The sequence below is a fragment of the Vibrio profundum genome (assembly GCF_050337555.1).
Classification (GTDB): domain Bacteria; phylum Pseudomonadota; class Gammaproteobacteria; order Enterobacterales; family Vibrionaceae; genus Vibrio; species Vibrio profundum.
Genome location: NZ_JAKJTA010000003.1, coordinates 182,735 through 207,694 on the forward strand (window position 1 = coordinate 182,735; position 24,960 = coordinate 207,694).

20 protein-coding genes are annotated in these 24,960 nt (G+C 46.0%); 18 read left to right on the forward strand and 2 right to left on the reverse strand.

Annotation, left to right across the window (positions count from 1 at the left end; all coding sequences use genetic code 11):
- Nucleotides 1–34: 34 nt before the first annotated feature.
- Nucleotides 35–2,554, reverse strand: coding sequence for a nitrite reductase large subunit NirB (nirB, locus tag L4C34_RS00900; RefSeq protein WP_428787456.1), 2,520 nt, complete (start codon nt 2,552–2,554; stop codon nt 35–37).
- 10 nt (nt 2,555–2,564) lie between these two features.
- The gene (gene cobA, locus L4C34_RS00905) at nt 2,565–3,401 is read right to left on the reverse strand and encodes a uroporphyrinogen-III C-methyltransferase (protein ID WP_428787457.1); all 837 of its coding nucleotides are present in this window, start codon (nt 3,399–3,401) and stop codon (nt 2,565–2,567) included.
- Between the two features lie 414 nt (nt 3,402–3,815).
- Between cobA and L4C34_RS00910 the strand changes: the two genes are divergently transcribed.
- The 18 genes from L4C34_RS00910 (at nt 3,816) to fliJ (ending at nt 24,865) form a co-directional block, all read left to right on the forward strand.
- A complete protein-coding gene (locus L4C34_RS00910) occupies nt 3,816–6,293 on the forward strand; it encodes a molybdopterin oxidoreductase family protein (protein ID WP_428787458.1) in 2,478 nt (825 codons plus the stop codon).
- A 227-nt stretch (nt 6,294–6,520) separates the two neighbouring features.
- Entirely contained in the window at nt 6,521–7,423 is a 903-nt protein-coding gene (locus L4C34_RS00915) for a Dyp-type peroxidase (protein ID WP_428787459.1), read from the forward strand.
- A gap of 93 nt (nt 7,424–7,516) precedes the next feature.
- On the forward strand, nt 7,517–8,650 hold the full coding sequence (locus L4C34_RS00920) for a flagellin (RefSeq protein ID WP_428787460.1): 1,134 nt from the start codon (nt 7,517–7,519) through the stop codon (nt 8,648–8,650).
- Nucleotides 8,651–8,885: 235 nt separating this feature from the next.
- On the forward strand, nt 8,886–10,019 hold the full coding sequence (locus L4C34_RS00925; protein ID WP_428787461.1) for a flagellin: 1,134 nt from the start codon (nt 8,886–8,888) through the stop codon (nt 10,017–10,019).
- Between the two features lie 274 nt (nt 10,020–10,293).
- Nucleotides 10,294–11,424 (forward strand): flagellin, encoded by a 1,131-nt coding sequence (locus tag L4C34_RS00930; RefSeq protein WP_428787462.1) that lies wholly within the window; start codon nt 10,294–10,296, stop codon nt 11,422–11,424.
- A gap of 77 nt (nt 11,425–11,501) precedes the next feature.
- Nucleotides 11,502–11,930, forward strand: a complete 429-nt coding sequence (gene flaG / locus L4C34_RS00935) for a flagellar protein FlaG (RefSeq protein WP_428787463.1) — start codon at nt 11,502–11,504, stop codon at nt 11,928–11,930.
- Between the two features lie 23 nt (nt 11,931–11,953).
- Nucleotides 11,954–13,939: a flagellar filament capping protein FliD gene (gene fliD, locus L4C34_RS00940; protein WP_428787464.1), complete on the forward strand. Its 1,986-nt coding sequence runs from the start codon at nt 11,954–11,956 to the stop codon at nt 13,937–13,939.
- 3 nt (nt 13,940–13,942) lie between these two features.
- Entirely contained in the window at nt 13,943–14,248 is a 306-nt protein-coding gene (locus tag L4C34_RS00945; protein ID WP_428787465.1) for a flagellar protein FliT, read from the forward strand.
- A 12-nt stretch (nt 14,249–14,260) separates the two neighbouring features.
- Nucleotides 14,261–14,671, forward strand: coding sequence for a flagellar export chaperone FliS (gene fliS, locus L4C34_RS00950; RefSeq protein ID WP_428787466.1), 411 nt, complete (start codon nt 14,261–14,263; stop codon nt 14,669–14,671).
- 248 nt (nt 14,672–14,919) lie between these two features.
- Complete coding sequence (locus tag L4C34_RS00955) at nt 14,920–16,389, forward strand: sigma-54 dependent transcriptional regulator (protein ID WP_428787467.1); 1,470 nt, start codon at nt 14,920–14,922, stop codon at nt 16,387–16,389.
- Nucleotides 16,390–16,506: 117 nt separating this feature from the next.
- Nucleotides 16,507–17,565, forward strand: a complete 1,059-nt coding sequence (locus tag L4C34_RS00960) for a sensor histidine kinase (protein ID WP_428787468.1) — start codon at nt 16,507–16,509, stop codon at nt 17,563–17,565.
- 2 nt (nt 17,566–17,567) lie between these two features.
- Nucleotides 17,568–18,977 carry a sigma-54-dependent transcriptional regulator gene (locus tag L4C34_RS00965; RefSeq protein WP_428787469.1) on the forward strand — a complete coding sequence of 470 codons (1,410 nt, stop codon included), beginning with the start codon at nt 17,568–17,570 and terminating at the stop codon, nt 18,975–18,977.
- 85 nt (nt 18,978–19,062) lie between these two features.
- Complete coding sequence (gene fliE / locus L4C34_RS00970; RefSeq protein WP_428787470.1) at nt 19,063–19,374, forward strand: flagellar hook-basal body complex protein FliE; 312 nt, start codon at nt 19,063–19,065, stop codon at nt 19,372–19,374.
- A gap of 72 nt (nt 19,375–19,446) precedes the next feature.
- Complete coding sequence (fliF, locus tag L4C34_RS00975; RefSeq protein ID WP_428787766.1) at nt 19,447–21,135, forward strand: flagellar basal-body MS-ring/collar protein FliF; 1,689 nt, start codon at nt 19,447–19,449, stop codon at nt 21,133–21,135.
- Nucleotides 21,128–22,186, forward strand: coding sequence for a flagellar motor switch protein FliG (gene fliG / locus L4C34_RS00980; protein WP_428787471.1), 1,059 nt, complete (start codon nt 21,128–21,130; stop codon nt 22,184–22,186). The genes fliF and fliG overlap by 8 nt, the downstream gene beginning before the upstream one ends.
- Nucleotides 22,187–22,288: 102 nt before the next feature.
- Nucleotides 22,289–23,089 carry a flagellar assembly protein FliH gene (gene fliH, locus L4C34_RS00985; RefSeq protein ID WP_428787472.1) on the forward strand — a complete coding sequence of 267 codons (801 nt, stop codon included), beginning with the start codon at nt 22,289–22,291 and terminating at the stop codon, nt 23,087–23,089.
- A complete protein-coding gene (fliI, locus tag L4C34_RS00990; protein ID WP_428787473.1) occupies nt 23,089–24,411 on the forward strand; it encodes a flagellar protein export ATPase FliI in 1,323 nt (440 codons plus the stop codon). Before fliH ends, fliI begins: the two co-directional genes overlap by 1 nt.
- A 10-nt stretch (nt 24,412–24,421) precedes the next feature.
- A complete protein-coding gene (gene fliJ, locus L4C34_RS00995; protein WP_428787474.1) occupies nt 24,422–24,865 on the forward strand; it encodes a flagellar export protein FliJ in 444 nt (147 codons plus the stop codon).
- The last annotated feature ends 95 nt before the right edge of the window (nt 24,866–24,960 follow it).

Consider the following 24,960-nt stretch of genomic DNA (forward strand, 5'->3'; position numbering starts at 1 on the left):
TGGGAGTACCTATTTGCTACGAGAGCTGCATTCGTTATTTAACTTCAATGGTTTGCACGGGCATACGTTGGCCACGGCGAGGCTGATAAGCCAGTGTGTCGTCCGCTGAATCACTATTGATAAAGTGTTTGAATCGCTGTAGCTTTTCTGGGCTTTCTAGTGTTGTCTTCCATTCACATTGATAGTTAGCAATATTGCGGGCAATCTCTTGCTCCAGTTCATCACCAATGCCTAGCTTGTCGTGGATGATGACTTGCTGTAAGTAATCGATGCCACCGTCGAGGTTTTCTAACCAAACGGACGTACGTTGTAGGCGATCAGCGGTGCGGACGTAGAACATGAGTAGGCGATCTATGTATTTGATCAGAGTCCCTTTATCTAGGTCACTGGCAAATAGGTTGGCATGTCTTGGGCGCATCCCTCCATTACCGCAGACATAGAGATTCCAGCCATTTTCTGTAGCAATCACGCCAACATCTTTTGATTGCGCTTCGGCGCACTCGCGGGTACACCCTGAAACGGCAAATTTAAGTTTGTGCGGGGATCGCAGACCTTTATATCTGTGTTCTATTTCTAGAGCTAATTGCATGCTGTCATCAACGCCAAACCGACACCAAGATGAACCGACGCAAGACTTCACGGTACGCACTGACTTTCCGTAGGCATGGCCCGTTTCAAACCCGGCATCAACGAGTTTTTGCCATATCTCTGGCAGCTGGTGCAGCTGAGCGCCAAACAAATCGATCCGTTGTCCACCCGTAATTTTCGTATATAAGTCATACTCTTTGGCGACACTACCCAGTGTGATTAGTTTGTCGGGAGTAATTTCGCCAGCGGCAATACGCGGCACGATAGAGTAGGTGCCGTCTTTTTGCATATTGCCTAAGTAAATATCGTTGGTGTCTTGCAGCTCGATGTGCTCATCTTTCAAGATATATTCGTTCCAGTAAGCCGCGAGAATCGAGCCGATTGCAGGCTTGCAAACATCACAGCCCAACCCTTGACCATAGTCATCAAGTAAAGTCTGGAAGGTTTCAATTTTTTTGATCCTGATGATATCGGTGAGTTCTTGGCGTGAAAACGCAAAGTGTTCGCATAGGTTATTGTTGACTTCCATGCCAAGCTGAACGAGTTCGTTATCCAATACTTGTTTTGCTAGCGCGCTGCAACCGCCACAACCGGTTGATGCATTGGTTGTGGCTTTTAGCTCAGACATATTTGAGCAGCCGGACACAACAGCCTCTTTAATTACTCCTTTGCAGACATCAAAGCATGAACAAATGACGGCGGAATCAGGCAGGGCATCAACCCCGATCGCCGCTGAATCTTCTTGGACTACATTGGGTAAAATTAGTATGGCTGGGTTCTCGGGGAGGGGAAGCTCGTTGAGCTTGCTTTGCAATAGCGTCCCGTATGCGTCGGTGTCACCAACTAAAACGGCGCCAACAATCTGTTTGCCGTCGGCTGAGATAATCAGTCGTTTATATACCTCAGCTATTTCATCATGATAAGTGTAAGATTGCGCCCCTTCTGTTTGTCCATGGACATCGCCAATACTAGCGACGTCAACGCCAAGCAACTTCAATTTAGTGCTCATATCCGCGCCACTAAATGTGGGTGCTTCGTCGTCAGGCTGAGTGATGTGCTTCGCCGCGACCTTCGCCATTTGGTAACCAGGTGCGACCAAACCGAATATTTTCTGCTGCCATAAGGCACACTCACCGATTGCGTAGATGTTTTGATCGCTTGTTTGGCACAGATCGTTGATAACCACACCGCCACGCGGTCCAATTTCAAGCCCTGCTTGTCGGCCTAATTCATCTTGTGGGCGAATGCCTGCTGAGAAGACAATCATGTCTGTTTCTACATGCGAGCCATCGGCAAACTTCATACAGTAACGTTGTGTTTCCCCCGCCACAATTTCTGTGGTGGCTTTTTCCAGATGCACTACCACATCAAGCTGTTCAATTTTCCGTTGTAGTAGTTCACCACCACCTTGATCTAACTGCGCAGCCATTAATCTTGGCGCGAATTCAACGACATGCGTTTTTAGGCCTAAGCTTTTTAGCGCGTTAGCCGCTTCTAGTCCTAGTAACCCACCACCAATCACGACGCCTGATTGACTGGTTTTACTTGAGGCTTCAATTGCCTGAAGGTCCTCAATGGTGCGATAAACATGGCAATGTGTCTGCTCGTTACCGGGTATTTCCGGTACAAACGGATAAGAGCCCGTGGCTAAAATGAGTTTGTCGTAATGCTCAACGTGACCACTTTGGGTGGTCACTTGCTGCGTATAGCGGTCGATAGTCGTTACTTTATCGCCAATGCGATAATGTACATCATGTTCTTGGTAATACCGCTCATCGGTTAATGCGAGATCATGTTCGGTTGAGCCAGAAAAGTAGCTTGTTAGTTGCACTCGATCGTAGGCGAGGCGAGGTTCAGCGCAGAATATGCTTATCCGACTATTGGCCTCTGGTTGAGCTAGCAAGGCGTCTATAAATTTATGTCCCACCATGCCATTGCCCACAACGATAATTTTAGTTTGTTCCATGTTAGATCTCTTATTCGGTTATGTGAGTCGGAAGGTGAGACTGGATCTCAAGTAATGATTTCCAGTTTTGTTTACATGTATTGAGAGACGGAACAATTGGAGATGTTAATTCTTGCTGGAGTGAAACCACTTCACCCACGACAATGAGCGCAGGAGACTGAACATGGTATTCATGTTTTAGTTCAGTCAGCTGATGTAACTTTCCAATAATATTCCTTTGCTCAGGCGTACAACCTTTTTCAATGATGGCGACGGGGGTTTCTCTGGGTAAGCCATTGGCAATCAACTCTGCTGATATTTGCTCTGTTTTAGTGAGCCCCATGTAGATCACTAGAGTTTGCTTGAGCTGGGCGAGGGCGGGCCATGGGAGCGCTTCATCATTGCAGGTATGCGCTGTGATAAACGTGCAGCCTTGAGCGACCCCGCGATGGGTGAGTGGAATACCGGCATAGGTTGTACAACCGGAAGCTGCGGTGATACCGGGAATGACTTCAGCTTGGATGCCATAGTGTGATAGGTAATGCACCTCTTCTGCGCCACGGCCGAACACATACGCATCTCCCCCTTTTACTCGGCAAAGGTTACGTCCAGATAAAGCGTGCTGCGCGATAAGTTGGTTTATTTCACCTTGAGAATGGCTATGCTTTCCCTTGGCTTTACCCACATAGATGGCTTTCGCATCACTTGGAAAAAGCGCGCGAATCTCTCCGCTTACGAGGTTATCAAAAATTAAAACGTCTGCGCCTTGTATCGCTTTCATCGCTTTGATGGTTAGTAGATCAGGATCGCCGGGCCCAGCCCCTACAATCGATACTTTGCCTATCCCTGTTGATGTTCCCTTCATCATTCCCTCCTAGATTGACGATTGGCTTTGGCGAAATTAACTCGCAGCTCAGCGATCAATAGAGAGCAAGCAGAGTGCCAATGCTTAAAAGTCAAACGAACTGGGTTAGATCTGTTTAATTAACATGGGGTTATGGCTTATTGGTGCAATTTGGTGTGTTTTCTAGGGTAGAAGTATTGATTGGATTTACATGTTTTATGAGCAGACTTGGTGCGCTGTGGTACGACTTGGTGCAAAAGTTAAGCGGTAATGATTAAGAAAACAGTCGAATGCGTTTTGTTGTTAAAGGAAGTAAATGAAGAGCAATATAACAGTTTGATTTTTATATCAAATGACTGAATATTCTTAATGGGGGAGTTATGGCTTACATGTTGCTACTAATAAAGTATGGAGCGTAAGAACAAGGAAGTGAGTGGCATGGAAGATAAAGAGGAAGGGTGGATAAAGACCACATGTGCCTATTGCGGTGTTGGATGTGGAGTAGAAGCGCGGTCCCTGTCTTCAGGAAAGCTCGAAGTTCGTGGCGATGCAACCCACCCAGCCAATTACGGTAAGCTTTGCACTAAAGGTATCGCTCTGGGCGAAACTCTGGGATATGAAGGGCGATTACTCTATCCACAAATAAGATCGGAAGGAGTGTGGAAAAAGCGAGATTGGGAGACGGCGCTACAGCATGTGGCTGATCGTATGATGACCATTATTGAAGAGTATGGACCGGATGCGGTGGCGTTTTATGTCTCGGGACAGCTGCTTACTGAGGATTATTATGTGGCGAATAAGCTGATGAAGGGATTCATTGGCAGCAGTAATATTGATAGTAATTCACGGCTTTGTATGGCATCGGCGGTAGCGGGTCATAAACGCGCATTTGGCGCAGATTTGGTGCCTGTCTGTTATGAAGACATTGAGTTGGCTGACATGGTGGTGTTGGTCGGTTCAAACCTAGCTTGGTGCCACCCGGTACTATTTCAAAGATTAAGACTGGCTAAGCAAGGCAAGCCAGAGATGTTCATCGTGGTTGTGGACCCACGTGAAACAGAGACCTGTTCGATTGCCGACTTGCATTTAAACCTTACTCCAGGCTCAGATGTTGCTCTATTTAATGGTCTGCTCGACTATTTGTCCAAACACGAAGGCCTTGATGCTGCTTATATCGACGCGTACACCCAAGGATTTTCCAAAGCCTTAGATGAAGCCGAAAAGCAAGGTGCGTTGTCATCTGTGACAGGTTTAAGTGCGGAGCAATTGGCCTACTTTTATCAAAATTTTATCGATAAGAAAAAAGTGCTCTCCATTTATTCTCAGGGCGTGAATCAATCTGAGCAGGGTACGGATAAGGTCAATAGCATCATAAATTGTCATTTGGCGAGCGGAAAAATAGGGAAGGCTGGCTGCGGTCCTTTCTCCGTTACAGGTCAGCCCAATGCCATGGGCGGGCGTGAAGTCGGCGCACTGGCAAATATGTTAGCCGCTCATATGGAGTTGGATAATCAAGAACATCGAGCTTTGGTGAGTCAATATTGGAAAACGGAGACGCTGGCTGAGCGTCCGGGGTTAAAAGCGGTTGAGCTGTTTGACGCAGTCTCGCGAGGAGAGGTGAAGGCCATTTGGATCATGGCAACTAACCCTGTCGTTAGCTTGCCTGACAGTAATAAAGTTGCACAGGCGTTGCAAAAGTGCCCATTGGTTGTAGTGTCGGATTGTTTTGCTGAAACGGAAACCGCTCAATATGCTGACGTGCTATTGCCCGCTCAAGGTTGGAGTGAAAAATCGGGCACAGTGACTAACTCTGAGCGGCGAATTTCTAGGCAAAGAAAATTAGTGCCTGCTCCGGGGGAGGCGAAGCCAGATTGGTGGATCGTTAGTCATGTCGCTAAGAAAATGGGTTATTCAGCAGCGTTTAATTTCCAGCATGAGGGGCAAATTTTTGCTGAGCATGCTGGCTTAACCGCATTTGGCAATGGTGATGGTTCAAGAGCATTTAATTTAGCGGGTTTGAGCCAGTTAGACGCCGAAAGTTATGCGCAGATGGACCCGCAGCAATGGCCGATAACTCAGTTAGCGACAAATATCTCACAGCGCCGACTCCTGACTAATCATCGTTACTTTACTTCATCAGGCAAAGCGCACTTTATCCCTGTCACTCAGCAGACAAAGTCTGATGAAAATGGGCGGGGAGGAGATTTTGTGCTGAATACTGGTCGTTGCCGAGATCAGTGGCATACCATGACCCGCACTGGGCGTGCTGTATCCCTATCTCAACACGCCCCCGAGCCTTTTATACTCATTCACCCAACTAGTGCGAATGAATATCAACTGGAAGAGGGGAGTCTAGTACAAGTAAGTAATGATAAGGGGGAAGCGATCGCGCGCGTGAGTACTAGCGAAGAGATTACCATTGGGCAAATATTTATGCCAATCCATTGGAGTGATACCAATAGTCAAAGTAGCAAGCCTTGCCGAGTGATTGGCGGTGATATTGACCCTATATCAGGGCAGCCTGCTTTTAAAAGCGCAAGCGTGAATTTGACGCCTCTTGTAAGTAAAAGCAGCGTACTAGTGATGAGTCGTACTGAGCTACAACTCAAAGGTCATATTTATTGGTGCCGACAATCCGTTGAAAACGGTTTTCTTTATCGTGTGGAATCTGGTCAGCCAGTCGAAGAGCTGGTGATGCAGCTACGCAGCGACGTTGAGGTATATGTGACAGGTTCTACATCTTTCAGTGCGCTGACTGACTCCGGTGTTAGGGTCGTGGCCGTCGATGGGGAGCGGTGTTTGTGGATGATATTGGCGCGGCAGAGTGTAATGTTCAATCAGCAAACTATAGACTTTTGGCTTCAGATGTTTAACCAAACCTGCGACTCTGAATGGCAACGAACATTTTTCTGTTGAGCGGCTCAGGTAATTGTCCCTTAGCCTGAGTTTAGATAATAACTGCGACATTCAAGTTGAAGGTGAGTATATACAGAGTAGCACCGTTTTAACCAAACAATATGGCGTTAGATTTGTGCTAAATTATTCAAAGCGTGAGTAACAAAGCTGGTCAAACAGTGACTATGATTTAGTATCGTTAGTTTGATTGTTATATCACATTGTCTATTCAAGACTCGAGGCTGTTCATGTCCACATCTCAAAGCGCTATTCTCCCTGAAGCAGGGCCTTTTGCATTGTATTCACTGCTTAAAATCCACCAACACCCGCAGAAAGTGTTGCATGCTTTGCAAGCACTTCCGAATCAAGTCGAGCAACTTAATACACGGTATGTAGATGCGAACCTTCATTTGTCTATCGCCTTCACCAAGCAATGCTGGCAACACTTCGACGCACCAACACCTGATGAACTTATCGAATTTCCCGAGTTTGGAGAAGGGGACGTATTTGCCCCCAGTTCAGATGTGGATGTGCTTATTCATTGTCATTCTCATCGCGCCGATTTACATTTCCATCTGCTCGACACCCTAATGAATGACATTAAAACTTGCGTTAGCATCGTAGATGAAACGCCTGCGTTCCGTTATCTCGACGCAAGAGATATGACGGGTTTTGTCGATGGTACTGAAAATCCTAAGCAGCAACAGAGACAGCAAGTCGCCATTATTCCGGAAGGTCCATTTTCTGGTGGGAGCTATGTGATGCTACAGAGATTTGTGCATCAGCTCGATGGCTGGAAAGTTCTGCCTACGGAAGAACAAGAAATCATTATAGGGCGAACTAAGGCCGATTCTATTGAGTTAGACGATGTTGCATCAGCTTCACATGTTGGGCGTGTTGACCTGAAAGAGCAAGGCAAAGGATTAAAAATTGTCCGACATAGCTTACCATATGGCACCGTAAGCGGTGCACACGGACTTTTATTTATTGCTTATTGCAATACCGTACATAATTTCCAGGCCATGCTGGAAAGTATGTACGGCAGCCGAGATGGAACCAAAGATCAATTACTTAACTACACTAAAGCTGTAACTGGTGGCTACTTTTTTGCTCCTTGCCAGAAAATGTTGGCCGATCTTCAAGTGATCTGAGTATGATTTTTATGCAGAGATGGAGCTTATAGGCTAAAGAACCACCGTTTTCACCCGATATAAGATTATACGAATAGATATTGGGGGTGTGGTATGCCCATTACTGTTAATACAAATGTATCGGCGATGCTTGCCCAGAGGCACTTGGGCAATGCGACCGATCAGCTAAACCAATCCTTGGAGCGTTTATCTTCAGGGAGTCGTATTAATAGCGCCAAAGATGACGCGGCAGGCTTACAGATTTCTAACCGGCTGGAATCTCAGATGCGCGGTCTGGATGTCGCGGTAAGAAATGCTAACGATGGTATTTCTATTCTTCAGACCGCCGAAGGAGGAATGAATGAGTCCACCAGCATCTTACAGCGCATACGCGATCTGTCTCTACAATCCGCAAATGGTTCTAATAGTAGCCAAGAAAGAGATGCATTACAGCAAGAAGTCGCCGATTTAAATGATGAATTGTCTAGAATCGCTGAAACAACCTCTTTTGGCGGTAGAAAACTACTCAATGGCAGCTTCTCTAATTCAGCTTTTCAAATCGGCGCAAGCTCAGGCGAAGCCGTGCAATTCTCGTTAAAAAATATGCGCCCCGACGGTATAGATATGGGGGGATTTAGCTATCAAGCGGCAAATTCAGTGAACGCATCTTGGCAGGTCACTCAGGGTAATCAGCAGTTTTCCATGCAGTACGTGGATGCTTTCGGTGAGCAGCAGTCCATCGATCTCCAAGCTAAAGTTGGTGATGATATTGAAGAGTTAGCCACTTATATTAATGGTCAAACCGACAAGGTGTCTGCTTCTGTGAATGAAAATGGCCAGCTGCAGATATTTATGGCGGGGCGTGAAACGTCTGGCACCATTTCGTTCTCTGGTAACCTTGCCAGTGCTCTATCAATAGACAATATAGGCTATGAGTCCGTTGATAATATTGATATTTCTAGTGCCGGTGGCGCCCAGCGAGCGGTGTCTATTGTCGATGCATCATTGCAATATGTTGATAGCCACCGAGCAGAATTAGGGGCGCTACAAAACCGATTTAGTCACGCCATATCTAACCTAGGTAATATTAATGAGAACTTAGCCGCCTCCAATAGCCGGATAAAAGATACCGACTACGCTGAAGAAACCGTGAAGATGCTCAAGCAACAGATCTTGCAGCAAGTCAGTACCTCAGTATTGGCTCAAGCCAAAGAAAGCCCTAACCTCGCGTTGAAGCTACTTAAATAGCGTTGGCCTATCGACAACTTTGTCTGCAGCTTTAGAAAAAATCGTCATAATTTCTCTGTTTTTTTACCTTTCATCACACTTGTATCGACTGCATGTTTTTTTAGCCAAAAAAGTAAAAAAAGTTGCTCAAGAAAGCGCTCATAACGTCGTTAATAAAAGTAACGTAATCAGAACAACTTGGTTTTCCGAAGAGTCGGAAAACGGAACTTTCGGAAAATCAATTGGAGATATCAACATGGCAGTGAATGTAAACACAAATGTCCCAGCAATGACCGCACAACGTTACTTAAACTCATCAAACCATGCCCAGCATACGGCCATGGAACGTCTTTCTTCTGGGTTTAAAATCAATAGTGCGAAAGATGATGCGGCAGGTTTACAGATTTCTAACCGTTTGAAGTCACAAAGTAATGGTCTTGCAACGGCAGTGAGAAATGCGAATGATGGTATCTCTATTGCGCAAACCGCAGAAGGCGCCATGGACGAAAGCACCACGATTTTGCAACGTATGCGCGATCTTTCTCTGCAATCTTCTAATGGTTCTAACTCCAAGTCTGAGCGCGTTGCGCTTCAACAAGAAGTTTCTGCATTGAATAAAGAGTTAAACCGTATTGCTGAAACCACATCCTTCGGGGGACGTCGTTTACTGAATGGTCGTTATGGAACGAGTGCATTTCAGATTGGCGCAAACAGTGGTGAAGCCATGATGATCACCCTAATGAATATGCGTACGGACAGTGATGAAATGGGAGGGACGAGCTATATTGCGGCCAATGGGAAAAGTGAAGACTGGGGAGTACCAGCAGGTGCACGTGATTTAGTTGTCGGTTACACGGATCCAGAAGGTGAACAACAAAGTGTAACTATCAACGCTAAAGCAGGCGACGATATAGAAGAGCTTGCAACTTACATTAATGGTCAAGCTGAGTTTCTAAGCGCTTCGGTCAATGAAGATGGGCAGTTTCAAATATTCGCCGGCAACAATAAAGTCTCTTCTCCACTTTCATTTTCAGGCGGACTTGCTGGAGAGCTTTCTATGCAAGCGGGAAAAGCGGTGAATGTTGATGGTATTGATGTAACCACTGTTGGAGGAGCACAAGAGTCCGTTGGTATTATTGATTCTGCGCTTACACATGTAGACAGTAATCGCGCTAAATTAGGTGCGTTTCAAAACCGACTCACTCACGCGATTACTAACTTAGATAATATCCACGAGAACGTGGATGCGTCGAAAAGTCGGATTAAAGACACGGACTTTGCTAAGGAAACGACGGCGCTTGCCAAATCTCAGATTCTTACTCAATCTTCCAGCTCAATTTTGGCTCAGGCTAAACAAGCACCCAATACAGCGCTCAACTTGCTTGGATAGCCGTCACCAAAGTAAACGCAAACTAAAACCAAAAAAGGGCCTTCGGGCCTTTTTTTGGTTTTTATCGCCTAAAAAAGTGAATTTTTTTTCGCATGTTAATTATTTGATTTTTAAATGATTAACTTTAAATTCATCCATTTGATGAAGATAAAATGTAATTTCTTTCTAAAGCTTATTTTTTGACCGCCGTTACAGGACTGAGAGAAATGAGATATACCAATGTGAGGTGAGAGACACGGCGGTATGTCATTCTTCAGCCAAAGGAGATCAACTTATGTCGATTAACGTAAATACAAACGTGGCGGCGATGACGGCGGAGCGTTACCTCAATAACGCGACCGAAGGCGTTCAAAAGGCCATGGAACGCTTATCATCTGGGTACCGTATTAACAGTGCTCGAGATGACGCGGCAGGTTTACAAATAGCTAACCGTCTAACCTCGCAAAGTAGAGGCCTTGATATGGCGGTAAAAAACGCCAACGATGGGATATCTATCGCGCAAACGGCAGAGGGGGCGATGGGAGAATCGACCAACCTGCTACAACGTATGCGCGATCTGGCGCTGCAATCTTCCAACGGTTCCAACTCTTATTCAGAGCGGGTCGCTATTCAACAAGAAGTGTCCGCACTGAATGATGAGCTCAACCGTATCGCGGAGACAACGTCATTTGGTGGTAACCGCCTCCTTAATGGAACTTATGGTAATCAGTCTTTTCAAATCGGGGCAGCCTCTGGCGAGGCCGTTATGTTGACGATGGGCAATTTACGTTCAGATACGAGAGAGATGGGCGGCCGCGAATACGTCGCTGTTGATGGCAAAGCACCCGACTGGCGGGTGACAACGGCAACGGATTTGACCCTGGACTATACTGATAACAATGGTGAAGCGAAGAACATCACGATAAACGCTAAAACTGGGCAAGATATTGAAGAGCTGGCGACTTATATAAATGGTCAAAGCGCGGATGTTCAAGCATCAGTAGGGGAAGAAGGTAAGCTACAATTTTTTGCGGCGAGTCAGAACGTCACGGGTAATTTGGGCATTTCTGGCGGGCTTGCATCGGAAATTGGATTTGGGGCAGGGAAAGATGTCACTGTATCTGATATAGATGTGACCAGCGTAGCTGGGTCTCAGCAGGCAGTGTCTATTATTGATGGGGCTCTAACGACAGTAGATAGCCAGCGAGCGTCTTTGGGTGCAATCCAAAACCGTTTTAGCCACGCAATCAGTAACCTTGAAAATATCGATGAGAATGTTAACGCTTCGAAAAGTAGGATTCAGGATACAGATTATGCGAAAGAAACGACCGAGATGACCAAGCAACAGATACTGCAGCAGGCGAGTACGTCTGTTTTGGCTCAGGCCAAGCAAACTTCCTCTGCAGCTCTTAGCTTATTAGGTTGATCGGTAAGTTCTGACCGAGCTTATTGGGAAGGGCGAGATTTATGTTTGCCAACCTATAAGGTGGAAGGGAGATTGTTATGGAAATACCATCCGACACATCGAACGTCCAGCCTTACGGCTCACAAAGTGGCATTAAACTTGCTTCAAAAAACGATAGTGCTCAGCGTACTCCTCCAAAGGCCGAGAGCAATGTTGCAGTCGAGGTAGACCAAAGGCACGCGCAATCCGTGGATGCGGCAATTGAATTGGCGCAGCAGCGGGAAAGGATAAATAAAGCCGAGCGTGCAAAGATGGTGGAGCAGATGAATGATTTCATCTCTTCGATAAATACTGGCTTATCATTCCGATTGGATGAAGAGTCGGGAAGAGACGTAGTCACCATCTACGAAGCGAGTTCTGGTGATATTATTCGCCAGATACCTGAAGAGGAAATGCTAGAAGTATTGCGACGTCTTAGAGACCAAAATAGCCGTTATTCATCAGGCTTGTTGATCGATAAGGTATAATCGTAGTTTTTTGAGGTGATTTGATGAGCTTAGGCCCAATGGGTATGAATTCTGGCATGGATATCAATTCCATGGTCAGCAAGATTGTGAATGCGGAGCGCGTACCTAAGCAGCAACGTATTGACAATCAGCAGTCCAAGAATGATGCCAGTATTAGTGCTTATGGGCGGCTCAGAGAGTCGCTGGATACGATGAAAAACCTGATGATGAAATTTCGTCAGGATAAGGCGTTTGCCGCTCGAAAAGTAGAGACCAGCAACGAAAATGTTGTTTCTGCAACGGCAACGACTGATGCAATAGCGGGTAGATATGCTGTCGATGTGTTGCAGCTTGCCCAGAGTCATAAAGTAGCGTCTGATGTATTACCAGAAAACGCTAAATTTGGCCCGGGTAAGCTGCATGTTTCTTTGGGTGACCAGCAGTTTTCTATCGACGTAAGAAAAAATTCTAAATTGATTGATGTAGTAAAAGGCATCAATAATGCAAAAGATAACCCCGGAGTTCGTACTTCTGTCATCAATGATGTTGACGGTCCAAGGATGATTGTGGCTTCGACTGTATCAGGGGAAGAACACCGAGTTAAAATCAGCGCAGAAGCACAAAGCGGCGATCCCCTAAAGAAATTAGAATATAAAACGTTAGAAGAGCGGGTTAAAGACTTAGAAAAAGCTCGTGCGGCGGCGCAGGATTTGATTAGTCCGTTAACAGATGATGAGAAAAAAATCGCGCAAAAGATTGCCGATAAGATGACCGATGCCGCCAAGAAAGTGGACCAAGAAGTTGCACAGCAAGTTCAGCAGGCAGCGCAAGTCGGTGCCGATTCTAACGCGGATTCTGGCGATTTATCTGATGCAGCAGTAGCGGCAGCCGCTGCTGCTGGAGAGGCGGCGAAAAGCCTAAAACCGGAAGACCGGATTCCTGGTTGGTCTGAAACCGCATCAGGGACACTGCTTGACTCTTATTGGGAACCTGAAGTTGAGCTGGATGCAAAAGCCGCGGGCAAAGCGCCAGATGTTCCTGGTTGGAGTAATACCGCTTCTGGTACCTTGACTGACTCTTACGTCACGCCCAAAGAAGCCCAGCAGGCTTTGGATCAAAAAATTGCTCAAGAGCAGGTAAAAATAAAGCGGGCGCTGGACAGCGGCGAAATTACACCAGATCAAGCTAAGCAAATGGAAAGGGCTAAGCTGACTCCTGAAGAACGAGCGCATCTGGAAAAAGTGGACACCGCTGATGCTAATTTAAAAGCGGCGCAAGAATCTTTTGATACTTATCGTGGTATGACCGAAGTGCAAGCCGGTCAAGATTCTAAAGTAGTGCTAGACGGCGTAGCCCATCTTTCTAGTGACAACAACATTATTGAAAATGCCATTGAGGGCGTTGACCTAACCCTAAAAGGGAAAACTGAACCCAATAAACCAGCTTCTGAAATTGATATTGAATACGATCGCCCAGGTGTGCGAAAAGATATTGAACAGTTTGTAGCGGCTTATAATCAGTTTTATCAAACGTCGCAGCAACTAGGGACCGTCGATCAACGAACAGGCAAGGCAGGGCCTTTAGCGGGAGACAGTGTGGTACGTAGCTCAGACGCTAAGCTAAAACGACTATTTTCGAGTGAAGTTGCTGCTGCGCCGGAGAACTTAAAAACCTTGACTGAATTTGGGATCACAACAACTCGGCAAGGTACCTTAGAAATCAACTATAATCTGTTGAACAAACAGCTCAACAATAATTTCAACAAGCTGTCTGACTTCTTTGGTGGTAATGATGGCTTTGCCAGAAAGGTTGAAGACACCGTTCAGCAAATGACTGGTGTGACGGGCTCAATTCGTACGAGAGAAAAGAGTTTGACTGAAAATAATCGTCGTTTAGTTGATGATCAGTCGGCATTAGATCGTCGAATGGATAGCTTGGAAAAGCGTACCCATTCTAAATTTTCTGCCATGCAAGATGCGACGGGTAAAATGCAGTCGCAGCTAGCGGGAATGATGAATGCTTTGGGTTAATACATGGAAAATGAGTTGAAACAACTTAGTGATATTAATCACAAAATTGAGTCGTGTGTTACTGCAAGTGAAATAAATACTGAAGAACTTGCGATATTTGTCGATAAAAGGGAACAGTTACTGCGTACCGTAATTGAATGTATTCAATTAGATCCAAGTGTGGTGGATGAGTTGCAATGGCATGCTGCGATTGCAGAAACACAAAAAGTTGTCGTGTTAATGCAATCAAAAACAGCAGAGCTTGGACAGGCGTTACAAAAATATCGCCATGGCAGTAAATCGGTACAGCAATACAAAAAGTTTTTATAGAAGAGGGAAACTATGCGTGGTTCGTTACAGGCTTATAAAAAGGTATCGGTAGATAGCCAACTCAGTGCGGCATCCCCACATAAGGTTGTGCAAATGCTTATGTCGGGAGCGATAGAGCGTTTGATTCAGGGCAAAGCGGCAATGGAGCAAGGCGACATCCCTGCAAAAGGTGAGCGCCTGGGTAAAGCGCTAGACATTATCATTAGTTTGAGAAGCTGCTTATCGATGGATGATGGTGGAGATGTCGCAAAAAACCTCGATCAGTTATACGAATTTATGATTACTCAAATTGCCGACGCAAATCATAAAAATGATCCTCAATCATTGGATGACGTAATTGATATCATTAGAGAGATAAAATCGGCTTGGGATAAGATCCCGGCGGAGTACCATAATTTAACCGAGACAGGCGCTAATGCGTAAATTGTAGTCAAGAATTCACAAACTGCCTGATATTGGATTGAGAGTCATTAATTGGGTCACATTGCTTAAATGGTTGGTTGCCTTATTTTTTTTATGCAATAAAATGAAAGTTACTAACAGGACTTGTAGAAATGTTGTGTCAACCCTAAGTGATTTTTTTATCAGTATTCCGTTTTCTGCCTTAGATAAGTGAATGCCTGCAACTTTAGAGTCGTCACAATAACTAACTGAAGGCAATCATTCTCCCTATGCAAGGTTTAGAAAAACTACTCGTGATTGAAGACGATCCTCAGGAGCGCATCAATCTGAGTACTATATTGGAATTTGTCGGAGAGCAATGCGAAGTCATCTCGTCTAATCAGATCGAAGACCAAGATTGGTCACAAGCTTGGGCCGGTTGCATTGTCGGCTCTTTAAACGGCAGCAACTTTCCTTCTCAGCTCAGTGATAAGCTTTCTCAATTTAATCATATTCCTCTGCTTATCGCAGGTCAGCGCGCTTACCCTGTCGAAAATTATCCTCAATACATTGGGGATTTAGTTTTCCCATTGAATTATCCCCAGCTAAGCAAAGCACTACTGTTTTGTAAAGACTTTTTAGGTCGCAAAGTGCCCGGTACTGAAGCGTCTACACAGAACAACGTATTGTTCCGTGATCTCGTTGGTCAAAGCGTTGGTATTCAGCAGGTTCGCCACCTTATCGAACAAGTTTCGGCCACCGAAGCAAATGTTCTGATATTGGGTGAATCTGGGACGGGTAAAGAAGTCGTCGCAAAGGGCTTACATCACTACTCATCACGTAAGAAAGGACCGTTTGTTCCCATCAATTGTGGCGCTATTCCTCCAGAACTATTGGAAAGTGAACTATTTGGTCATGAGAAAGGTGCCTTTACCGGTGCCATCACCGCTCGAAAAGGGCGTTTTGAGCTCGCAGAAGGTGGCACTTTGTTCTTGGATGAAATTGGCGATATGCCGATGCCGATGCAAGTGAAATTGCTGCGTGTATTGCAAGAGCGCAGCTTTGAGCGGGTGGGAGGTAACAATACGATTCAGGCCAATGTGCGCGTGGTCGCAGCGACTCACCGAGACTTGGAAAAAATGATTGAGCAAGGGGACTTTCGAGAAGATCTTTATTATCGCTTGAACGTTTTCCCGATTGATATGCCTGCTCTAAAAGAACGTAAGGAAGATATTCCTCTGCTTCTACGTCAGTTAATGCGTCGCTTAGAAGAGGAAGGATCTCGTTCGGTATGTTTTAATCCGAGGGCGATTCAGTCACTGATGGAACATGACTGGCCGGGCAATGTTCGTGAATTAGCGAATTTAATTGAACGTATGATGATCATGCACCCCGATAGCGTGGTGGATGTGAATCACCTGCCAGTTAAATATCGGCATGGGGCTTTGCCGGAATTTCAGCCTGAACAGCCTTTGCCTCAGTTATCAACAGAAGAGCTGGAACGTGACGCTTTAGCGGAAGTGTTTTCAGAAAACTTTAAGTTTGAAGAACCAGAAGCCCGTTGTAATGGCGCAACCTCAATGCAGTCATTACCGCCTGAAGGGGTAAATCTTAAAGATTTGCTGGCAGAGTTTGAGGTGAATTTGATCAATCAGGCATTAGATGCCCAAGAAGGGGTGGTCGCAAGGGCGGCGGATATGCTCGGGATGCGCCGTACAACATTGGTAGAAAAAATGCGTAAGTATCACCTCAATAAATAAGTGTTCTGGGGAGTCAAATTTTTGTCACCTGTTTAACTTGTTGATTTTAAATTTAAATTCCAATGGCCTGTATTTTGCAATACAGGCCATTGTGTTATTTATTGACAGACGAGTGATATGGACATAACGCAGACGACAACAGGACAATCACACCTTGGCTCGATGCAAGAGCAGTTAGAGCGCTATCAGCAAGTGCTTGATGTGATGCCCGCCGGGGTTATTTTGCTCGATACGCAAGGGATAGTGCGTGAAGTGAATCCAGAAGCTGCAAAAATCTTAGAGGTCCCTTTGCTGGGAGAAAAATGGGTAACGGTGATTCAGCATGCTTTTGCTCCGAGAGAGGACGATGGGCATGAGATCTCGTTACGTAATGGCCGCAAGGTTCGCCTAGCGATTTCCGCGTCTGTTACGGGGCAATTGATCCTTATCACCGACTTAACAGAAACCCGCTTGCTGCAATCTCGAGTAAGTGATCTACAGCGGTTATCTTCCCTAGGAAAAATGGTGGCATCCCTTGCTCATCAGGTGAGAACGCCCTTATCCAGTGCACTGCTCTACGCCTCGAATTTGTCTGCTGATAACTTACCTGTAGCCACGAAACACAGGTTTCAAACTAAGTTAGTTGATCGCTTGAAAGATTTGGAAAAACAAGTGAATGATATGTTGTTGTTTGCTAAAGGAGGGGACAATAAAGTCGTTCAGCCTTTCTCTAGTGAACAGTTGTCGAACGAATTCTATCCTATGGTAGAAACCGCTCTTAAATCTGGCTCCATTTGTTATGAACAATACGTCGACTCAGATACGGCTCAGCTCCTCGGTAATGTCAATGCACTTGCTTCAGCATTAAGTAACTTGGTTTTAAACGCCATTCAAATTGCAGGGAAGAACGCAAAAATCACCGTTTCGTTTCTTGTAAAAAGTGAAGAGTTACATGTCTCCGTTCAGGATAACGGGCCGGGCGTGCCGGATGAGCTGAAAGACAAAATATTAGAACCATTTTTTACCACTCGGTCTCAAGGGACGGGGTTGGGATTGGCCGTTGTACAAATGGTCTGTAGAGCACATGACGGCCGTTTAGCGCTGAGCTCTCAAGAGGGAGTAGGAGCATGCTTTACCATGTGCATTCCTCTACATCGTGGTGCCCACGGAAATAGCAACTCTAGTATTGGAGAATAATAATGGCTCAAAGTAAAGTTTTGATCGTAGAAGATGACGAGGGTTTACGTGAAGCCTTGGTGGACACGCTGGCATTGGCTGGTTATGAGTGGCTAGAAGCCGACTGTGCGGAAGAGGCGATACTGAAACTGAAGGAAAACAGCGTTGATATTGTTGTTTCTGACGTACAAATGGCGGGTATGGGCGGGCTTGCTTTGTTGAGAACAATCAAGCAGCACTGGCCGAATCTGCCAGTATTGTTAATGACAGCATACGCTAATATCGAGGATGCCGTTGCAGCCATGAAGGATGGTGCCATTGACTATATGGCGAAGCCATTTGCGCCAGAAGTGCTCTTGAATATGGTCAGCCGCTACGCTCCGGTGAAATCGGATGAAGATGGTGATGCGGTTGTCGCGGATGAGAAAAGTATTCGATTATTGGCGCTGGCAGAAAAAGTCGCTAAGACAGATGCCAACGTTATGGTGCTTGGGCCAAGTGGTTCAGGTAAAGAAGTGATGTCACGTTACATTCACAACGCTTCTTTGCGTAAAGATGGCCCATTTGTGGCGATCAACTGTGCGGCGATTCCCGACAATATGTTGGAAGCGACCTTATTTGGCTACGAAAAAGGTGCCTTTACGGGAGCGGTTCAAGCCTGTCCTGGCAAATTTGAGCAAGCGCAAGGCGGGACGATTTTACTCGATGAAATCAGTGAAATGGATCTGAACCTGCAAGCTAAGTTATTACGAGTTTTGCAAGAGCGAGAAGTGGAGCGGTTAGGCAGCCGAAAAAGTATTGCGCTTGATGTCCGGGTGCTGGCGACCAGTAACCGAGACCTGAAACAATACGTTCAAGAAGGTAATTTCCGTGAAGATCTCTATTACCGTCTCAATGTGTTTCCAATTGCATGGCCTGCTTTGTGCGAGCGAATTGGGGATATTGAACCGCTCACCATGCATTTAATTGAGCGCCATTGCCAAAAGTTGGGGCTGCCAATGCCTGAGGTGAGCTCACGAGCGGTGCAGAAGCTATTGAGCTATCCATGGCCGGGGAATGTGCGTGAACTTGATAATGTCGTGCAACGTGCCTTGATTCTCAGTGATAACCGCCAAATTACGGATGAGCATATCTTGCTCGAAGGGGTGGATTGGCAAGACGCGAGTAGCTTACAACGCGTGGTGGAATCCGGAGATGCAATAGTACCCAATGTAAAAAATGTGGCTGAGTATGAGTCGATACCAGAGCCTGTTAGTGCAGTCTATTGCTTAGGTGGTGAGCTGAGAGACCAAGAATTTTCGATTATTCTTGAAACCCTTGCAGAGTGCGATGGAAAACGTAAGGACATGGCACAGAGGCTTGGGATTAGCCCTCGTACCTTGAGATATAAACTAGCGAGAATGCGTGATGCAGGTATTGATATACCAGGCTGATATAAAAGGTATGTATCCGGCATATTAATTGCTTCGATACCCTTATCAAAGTGAAAGCGCCAAAACGTTGACATTGGAGGCGAGTATGAAAATTGACGGAATAAATGCAGACATGCAGGCTATGATGCTAGAAGCCGCCAATGCGAAACCTGCAGCGACAGGTCACAGTGTGAGTGCTGAGTTTGGTGATATGCTCGCGAAAGCGATCCAAAATGTCAACGGGTTACAGCAAACTTCCAGCAATTTGCAAACTCGATTCGATAGAGGCGACGCGGACGTTTCTCTATCGGATGTCATGATTGCACGTAACAAGTCAACGGTTGCATTTGAAGCGACGATTCAAGTGCGCAATAAGCTTGTTGAAGCGTACAAAGACATGATGAACATGCCGGTTTAAGAGTAGAGGCGATCTGTAGTGGATGATAATCAAACAACCGACCTAGCCGTATCTGATAGCTCTGGCGGTTCCATGCTCGCGGATTCGACAGCCAGTATGGAAGGTCAAAACCCCGATGCCGGCGAAAAAAGTTCAGCGAAATTCGATTTTGCCGTTGGCGACTTAGATCTCATGCGCCAAGTGGTGCTGGTATTATCCATTTCAATTTGTGTAGCCTTAATTGTGATGTTGTTTTTCTGGGTAAGAGAGCCAGAAATGCGTCCGTTGGGTTCATATGATACCGACGAGCTGATCAAAATACTCGACTACCTTGATGGCCAGAAGCTCGAATATAGATTGGAAGGCAATACCATCTTGGTGCCAGATGCTGAATACAGCAGCATGAAGCTAGATATGGTACGTGCGGGGTTGAATCGAGGCAGTCAAGCCGGTGATGATATCCTGATGCAGGATATGGGCTTTGGCGTATCACAGCGCCTAGAGATAGAACGCCTTAAACTGAGTCGAGAAAGGCAATTGGCGAAAGCCATTGAACAAATGAGCCAGGTCAATAAAGCTCGTGTGCTGCTTGCTCTTCCCAAGCAAAGTGTTTTTGTTCGGCACAACCAGCAAGCATCCGCCTCCGTCTTCCTCACGTTAAGAACGGGCGCCAACCTTAGCCAAGAAGAAATAGATTCAATTGTTGATATGGTGTCTAGCGCGGTTCCGGGCATGACGCCGACTCGTGTGACGGTCACTGATCAATATGGCCGTTTGCTAAGTTCAGGTTCACAAGATGCCGAGTCCACAGCACGTCGCAAAGAGCAAGAAATAGAGCGTAAACAAGAACAGGTTCTGCTGGATAAAATAGATTCTGTACTTATTCCTATCTTAGGGCTCGGCAATTATACCGCTCAGGTAGATTTGCAACTCGACTTTAGTTCTATCGAACAAACTCAGAAACGATTTGACCCCAATACCCCTGCAACTCGAAGCGAATACACGCTGGAAGACTATAATAAAGGTAATGTAGTAGCAGGTGTGCCAGGAGCTTTAAGCAATCAACCTCCAGCCGATGCGTCTATCCCTCAAGATGTGGCGCAGATGAAAGATGGCTCGATGATGGGTCACGGTTCGTCGCATAAAGAGGCGACGCGAAATTACGAGTTGGATACCACGATTAGCCACGAGCGCAAGCAAAGTGGTGTGATTGCTCGCCAAACGGTGGCGGTCGCGATTAAGGAAAAACCTGTGGTTAATCCTGAAACGGGCGATACAACGTATTCTCCAATCCCTGAGAATCAGCTAAAAGCGATACGTCAGGTTTTGATTGGTGCGGTGGGTTTTGATGCGAAGCGCGGTGACTTGCTCAATGTATTGGGGATGCAGTTTGCCAAACCTGAAATAGAAACAATGGTAGATATCCCAATTTGGGAGAATCCTAACTTTAACGAATGGATACGTTGGGCGGCCAGTGCTCTCGTTGTGATTGTGGTGATTTTGACGCTAGTACGTCCTGCGCTTAAGAAACTGCTTAACCCATCTGCAGGTGATGATGAAGATTCTATGTATGGTCCTGACGGTATACCGATTGGCTCAGACGGTGAAACTAGTTTGCTTGGTGGTGAAATCGACGCAGGGGAAATATTTGAGTTCGGCGCGGGGATTGATCTGCCGAACTTAAACAAAGACGAGGATGTGCTTAAAGCAGTACGAGCACTGGTGGCTAACGAGCCTGAACTGTCGGCTCAAGTAGTGAAGAATTGGATGGAAGATGGCTGACAACAACTTACCAAGTGAAACTGAAGGCGGTGATATCGTGGACGCAGACGTCGATATTTCATCGATCCCCGGTGAAGAGCGAGCTGCGATACTTTTGCTCAGCTTAAACGAAGAAGACGCGGCGGGAATTGTACGTCACATGGAGCCAAAACAGGTTCAACGTGTGGGTAGTGCGATGGCTAAAGCGTCAGACTTGAGTCAAGAAAAGGTGGGAGCAGTTCACCGTGCATTTTTGGAAGATATCCAGAAATACACCAATATAGGTATGGGCAGCGAAGACTTTATGCGTAATACCTTAGTGGCGGCACTGGGTGAAGATAAAGCGAGTAACTTGGTTGACCAGATTCTGCTTGGTACCGGCTCTAAGGGTCTAGATTCGCTCAAATGGATGGACCCACGTCAAGTGGCTAGTATTATCATTAATGAGCACCCTCAGATTCAAACTATCGTACTGTCATACCTTGAATCAGACCAATCTGCGGAGATTCTTACTCAGTTTGCTGAACGTGACCGACTCGATCTCATGATGCGTATTGCTAACTTAGAAGAAGTACAGCCATCAGCATTAGCGGAGCTAAATGAGATTATGGAGAAACAGTTTGCTGGTCAAGCCGGGACACAAGCGGCCAAAATTGGTGGTCTAAAAGCTGCTGCAGAAATAATGAACTACATGGATAATAGTATGGAAGGGGTATTGATGGATCAAATCCGGGATCAGGATGAAGATTTGGCTACCTCAATTGAAGATTTGATGTTTGTGTTTGAAAACTTGATTGAAGTTGATGATCAGGGCATTCAGAAATTATTGCGTGATGTACCACAAGACGTACTGCAAAGAGCACTTAAAGGTGCAGATGAAGATCTGCGTGAGAAAATCTTTAAGAACATGTCGAAACGTGCCGCTGAACTTATGCGTGATGATTTGGAAGCCATGCCTCCAGTGAAAGTCTCCGATGTTGAAGCCGCGCAGAAAGAAGTACTGGCTGTGGCTCGTAAGTTGTCAGACAGTGGCGAGATTATGTTGTCTGGTGGTGCTGACGAATTCTTGTAACTTGACCTCCGATATTTAGAGCTCTTCCAACTTGAGCTCTCATAACAGAGCTCTCATAACAGAGTTACCCCCCGAAATTGACTGCCTTGGATAGGACAAATTATGGCTGGTGAGCGAAAGCGTGGTTATTTGCGTTTAAATGAAGACGAAGTCGTAAAAAAGGCGACGGTATGGGGGCTACCTGACTACAGCGCAGAAGTTTCTAAGGAAGCTAAAGATACTGCTTTTAATTATGATCCAGGCTGGCTGCCTAGTGTCGAAGAGCCTGAAATTGAAGAGCCTGCAGCACTAACTGCTGAAGAACTGGAAAATATTCGCCAAAGTGCGTTTCAAGAAGGTCTGCTCTCTGGGCAAGAAGCCGGTTTTAAGCAAGGATATGACAAAGGGAAAGAGCAAGGTGTCGCTGACGGCCACCAAGAAGGGTTTGATAACGGGAAAAATGACGGGTTGGAAGCCGGCCAAGAGCTTGTTCAAACTCAAATTCAAAACTTTGTCACTATCGTGAATCAATTCTCACAGCCACTGGAATTAATGAACGACCAAGTTGAGAAACAGCTGGTCGATATGGTGTTACGTTTAGTCAAAGAAGTGACCCATGTTGAGGTGAAGATCAATCCTCAAATTATTTTAGATACGATAAAGCAGTCGGTTGAGTGCTTACCAATTGCTGGCCATCGAGTCGGCATCAAATTAAACCCTCAAGATGTTGAAGTGGCAGAAAGCGCATACAACCAACAAACCAGAGAGTTTCATAACTGGACCTTAATGCCTGACCCTGCTCTTAGCCAAGGTGATGTCCAAATAGAAATCAGCGACTCAAGTGTTAACTATCGAATTGACGAGCGTATTAAAACCGTACTCCACAATTTCTGCGAAGCGAACCGCCATCAAGGTGGCGAGTGATGCACGCACTGGCAGATCGGCTTGGTCAATATTCTACTCATAATGTAACTTGTCGCCCCGTTGCATCGGGCAAGTTGGTTCGTGTTGTTGGACTGACTTTGGAAGCCACAGGGTGCCGAGCACCAATAGGCAGTCTTTGCACCGTCGAAATAATGTCGGGTGAGATTGAAGCGGAAGTCGTTGGTTTTTCTGGTGATAGTCTATATCTAATGCCAAGTGAGCAAATTACTGGGGTGCTGCCCGGTGCGAAAGTAACGCCTTTAACCTCGATATCAGGGATTCCTGTCGGTATGGAGTTGCTTGGGCGGGTCATCGACGGGGTAGGGAATCCGCTCGATAGCGGCGGACCTATTTTTGCTGAGCACAGAGCAACCTTTGATGCCGACCCGATAAATCCGTTGATGAGAAAGCCTATCTCAGAGCCATTAGATGTGGGTTTAAAATCCATTAATGGCCTGTTAAGTGTGGGTAAAGGCCAGCGTCTTGGCCTGTTTGCAGGCTCGGGCGTCGGTAAATCGGTAACGCTGGGTATGATGACCCGCGGAACGACGGCACAAGTCGTCGTCGTTGGTTTAATCGGTGAGCGTGGACGAGAAGTTAAAGAGTTCATTGAAGACATTTTAGGTCCAGAAGGAAGGCAGCGCTCTGTCGTGGTCGCAGCTCCTGCAGATGCTTCGCCTTTGATGCGTTTAAAAGGTTGCCAAACGGCTCTGACTATCGCGGAATATTTCAGAGATCAAGGGCTGGATGTTTTGTTGTTGATGGACTCTTTAACTCGCTTTGCTCAAGCGCAGCGAGAGATTGCGTTATCCGTCGGTGAGCCTCCTGCAACCAAAGGTTACCCGCCGTCGGTGTTTGCTAAATTACCCGCGCTTGTTGAAAGAGCAGGAAATGGAGCGGAAGGCAAAGGGTCTATTACGGCCTTTTTCACCGTTTTGACCGAAGGCGATGATTTACAAGACCCGATTGCTGATGCCGCGCGAGCAATCTTAGATGGCCACATAGTCCTTTCTCGTGAGCTTGCTGATGCGGGACATTATCCAGCGGTAGACGTTGAGAAATCAGTCAGTCGAGTTATGCCACAGATTGTGACTGAAGAGCATATGCTAATGTCGAAAGCGGTGCGACAAGTGTTGTCTATTTGTCGAAAAAATCAGGATCTGGTATCCATTGGGGCTTATAAACCGGGGACAGATCCTGCCATAGATAGCGCATTTACCATCAAACCTAAGCTCGATGAATACCTCCAGCAAGGCATGAAAGAAAGCGTGCCTTACGACATGAGCGTAAATATGCTCAAGCATATGCTACAAGGTCAGTAGGGAGCTTTAGATGGACCACGCATTCGAAATACTGCTGAAACAGGCCAAGGACAGAGAAAATCAAGCTGCGATTTCTTTGAACACAGCCAATCTGGAGCTTGATGACTACTACAAACAGTTGGCTCAAATTGAGCAATATAGACTGGACTACTGTCAGCAGTTAGTTCAAAGGGGCATGAATGGTTTGACAGCCAGTCAATATACGCACCTCAATCGATTTTTAACCCAGCTAGATGAAACGTTAGCGAAACAGAAAGAAGCAGAAGATCACTTTAAACAGCAAGTGGTTAGTAGTGAAGATCATTGGCAGGAAATGCGAAAAGATCGCCGCTCTTACGAATGGCTACTAGAAAAAAAACGCATTGAAAGGCAGCGTCAAGCCGATCGTTTAGAACAGAAACAAATGGATGAATTTTCAAGTCAAGCTTACGCGCGCAGCCGACGATTGATGTGATGCTGCCGGCGAGTCTAGCAAGGGATTTACTTTTCCGTATATACCTATCACACATGGTTCACTTTTTGCATTGGTCGTATGGGAAACCGCTTTAT

What these genes read in the sequence shown, in the direction of transcription:
- nirB (WP_428787456.1), bottom strand. Translation starts at nt 2,554, where the DNA reads ATGGAACAAACTAAAATTATCGTTGTGGGCAATGGCATGGTGGGACAT.
- cobA (WP_428787457.1), bottom strand. Translation starts at nt 3,401, where the DNA reads ATGATGAAGGGAACATCAACAGGGATAGGCAAAGTATCGATTGTAGGG.
- L4C34_RS00910 (WP_428787458.1), top strand. Translation starts at nt 3,816, where the DNA reads ATGGAAGATAAAGAGGAAGGGTGGATAAAGACCACATGTGCCTATTGC.
- L4C34_RS00915 (WP_428787459.1), top strand. Translation starts at nt 6,521, where the DNA reads ATGTCCACATCTCAAAGCGCTATTCTCCCTGAAGCAGGGCCTTTTGCA.
- L4C34_RS00920 (WP_428787460.1), top strand. Translation starts at nt 7,517, where the DNA reads ATGCCCATTACTGTTAATACAAATGTATCGGCGATGCTTGCCCAGAGG.
- L4C34_RS00925 (WP_428787461.1), top strand. Translation starts at nt 8,886, where the DNA reads ATGGCAGTGAATGTAAACACAAATGTCCCAGCAATGACCGCACAACGT.
- L4C34_RS00930 (WP_428787462.1), top strand. Translation starts at nt 10,294, where the DNA reads ATGTCGATTAACGTAAATACAAACGTGGCGGCGATGACGGCGGAGCGT.
- flaG (WP_428787463.1), top strand. Translation starts at nt 11,502, where the DNA reads ATGGAAATACCATCCGACACATCGAACGTCCAGCCTTACGGCTCACAA.
- fliD (WP_428787464.1), top strand. Translation starts at nt 11,954, where the DNA reads ATGAGCTTAGGCCCAATGGGTATGAATTCTGGCATGGATATCAATTCC.
- L4C34_RS00945 (WP_428787465.1), top strand. Translation starts at nt 13,943, where the DNA reads ATGGAAAATGAGTTGAAACAACTTAGTGATATTAATCACAAAATTGAG.
- fliS (WP_428787466.1), top strand. Translation starts at nt 14,261, where the DNA reads ATGCGTGGTTCGTTACAGGCTTATAAAAAGGTATCGGTAGATAGCCAA.
- L4C34_RS00955 (WP_428787467.1), top strand. Translation starts at nt 14,920, where the DNA reads ATGCAAGGTTTAGAAAAACTACTCGTGATTGAAGACGATCCTCAGGAG.
- L4C34_RS00960 (WP_428787468.1), top strand. Translation starts at nt 16,507, where the DNA reads ATGGACATAACGCAGACGACAACAGGACAATCACACCTTGGCTCGATG.
- L4C34_RS00965 (WP_428787469.1), top strand. Translation starts at nt 17,568, where the DNA reads ATGGCTCAAAGTAAAGTTTTGATCGTAGAAGATGACGAGGGTTTACGT.
- fliE (WP_428787470.1), top strand. Translation starts at nt 19,063, where the DNA reads ATGAAAATTGACGGAATAAATGCAGACATGCAGGCTATGATGCTAGAA.
- fliF (WP_428787766.1), top strand. Translation starts at nt 19,447, where the DNA reads ATGCTCGCGGATTCGACAGCCAGTATGGAAGGTCAAAACCCCGATGCC.
- fliG (WP_428787471.1), top strand. Translation starts at nt 21,128, where the DNA reads ATGGCTGACAACAACTTACCAAGTGAAACTGAAGGCGGTGATATCGTG.
- fliH (WP_428787472.1), top strand. Translation starts at nt 22,289, where the DNA reads ATGGCTGGTGAGCGAAAGCGTGGTTATTTGCGTTTAAATGAAGACGAA.
- fliI (WP_428787473.1), top strand. Translation starts at nt 23,089, where the DNA reads ATGCACGCACTGGCAGATCGGCTTGGTCAATATTCTACTCATAATGTA.
- fliJ (WP_428787474.1), top strand. Translation starts at nt 24,422, where the DNA reads ATGGACCACGCATTCGAAATACTGCTGAAACAGGCCAAGGACAGAGAA.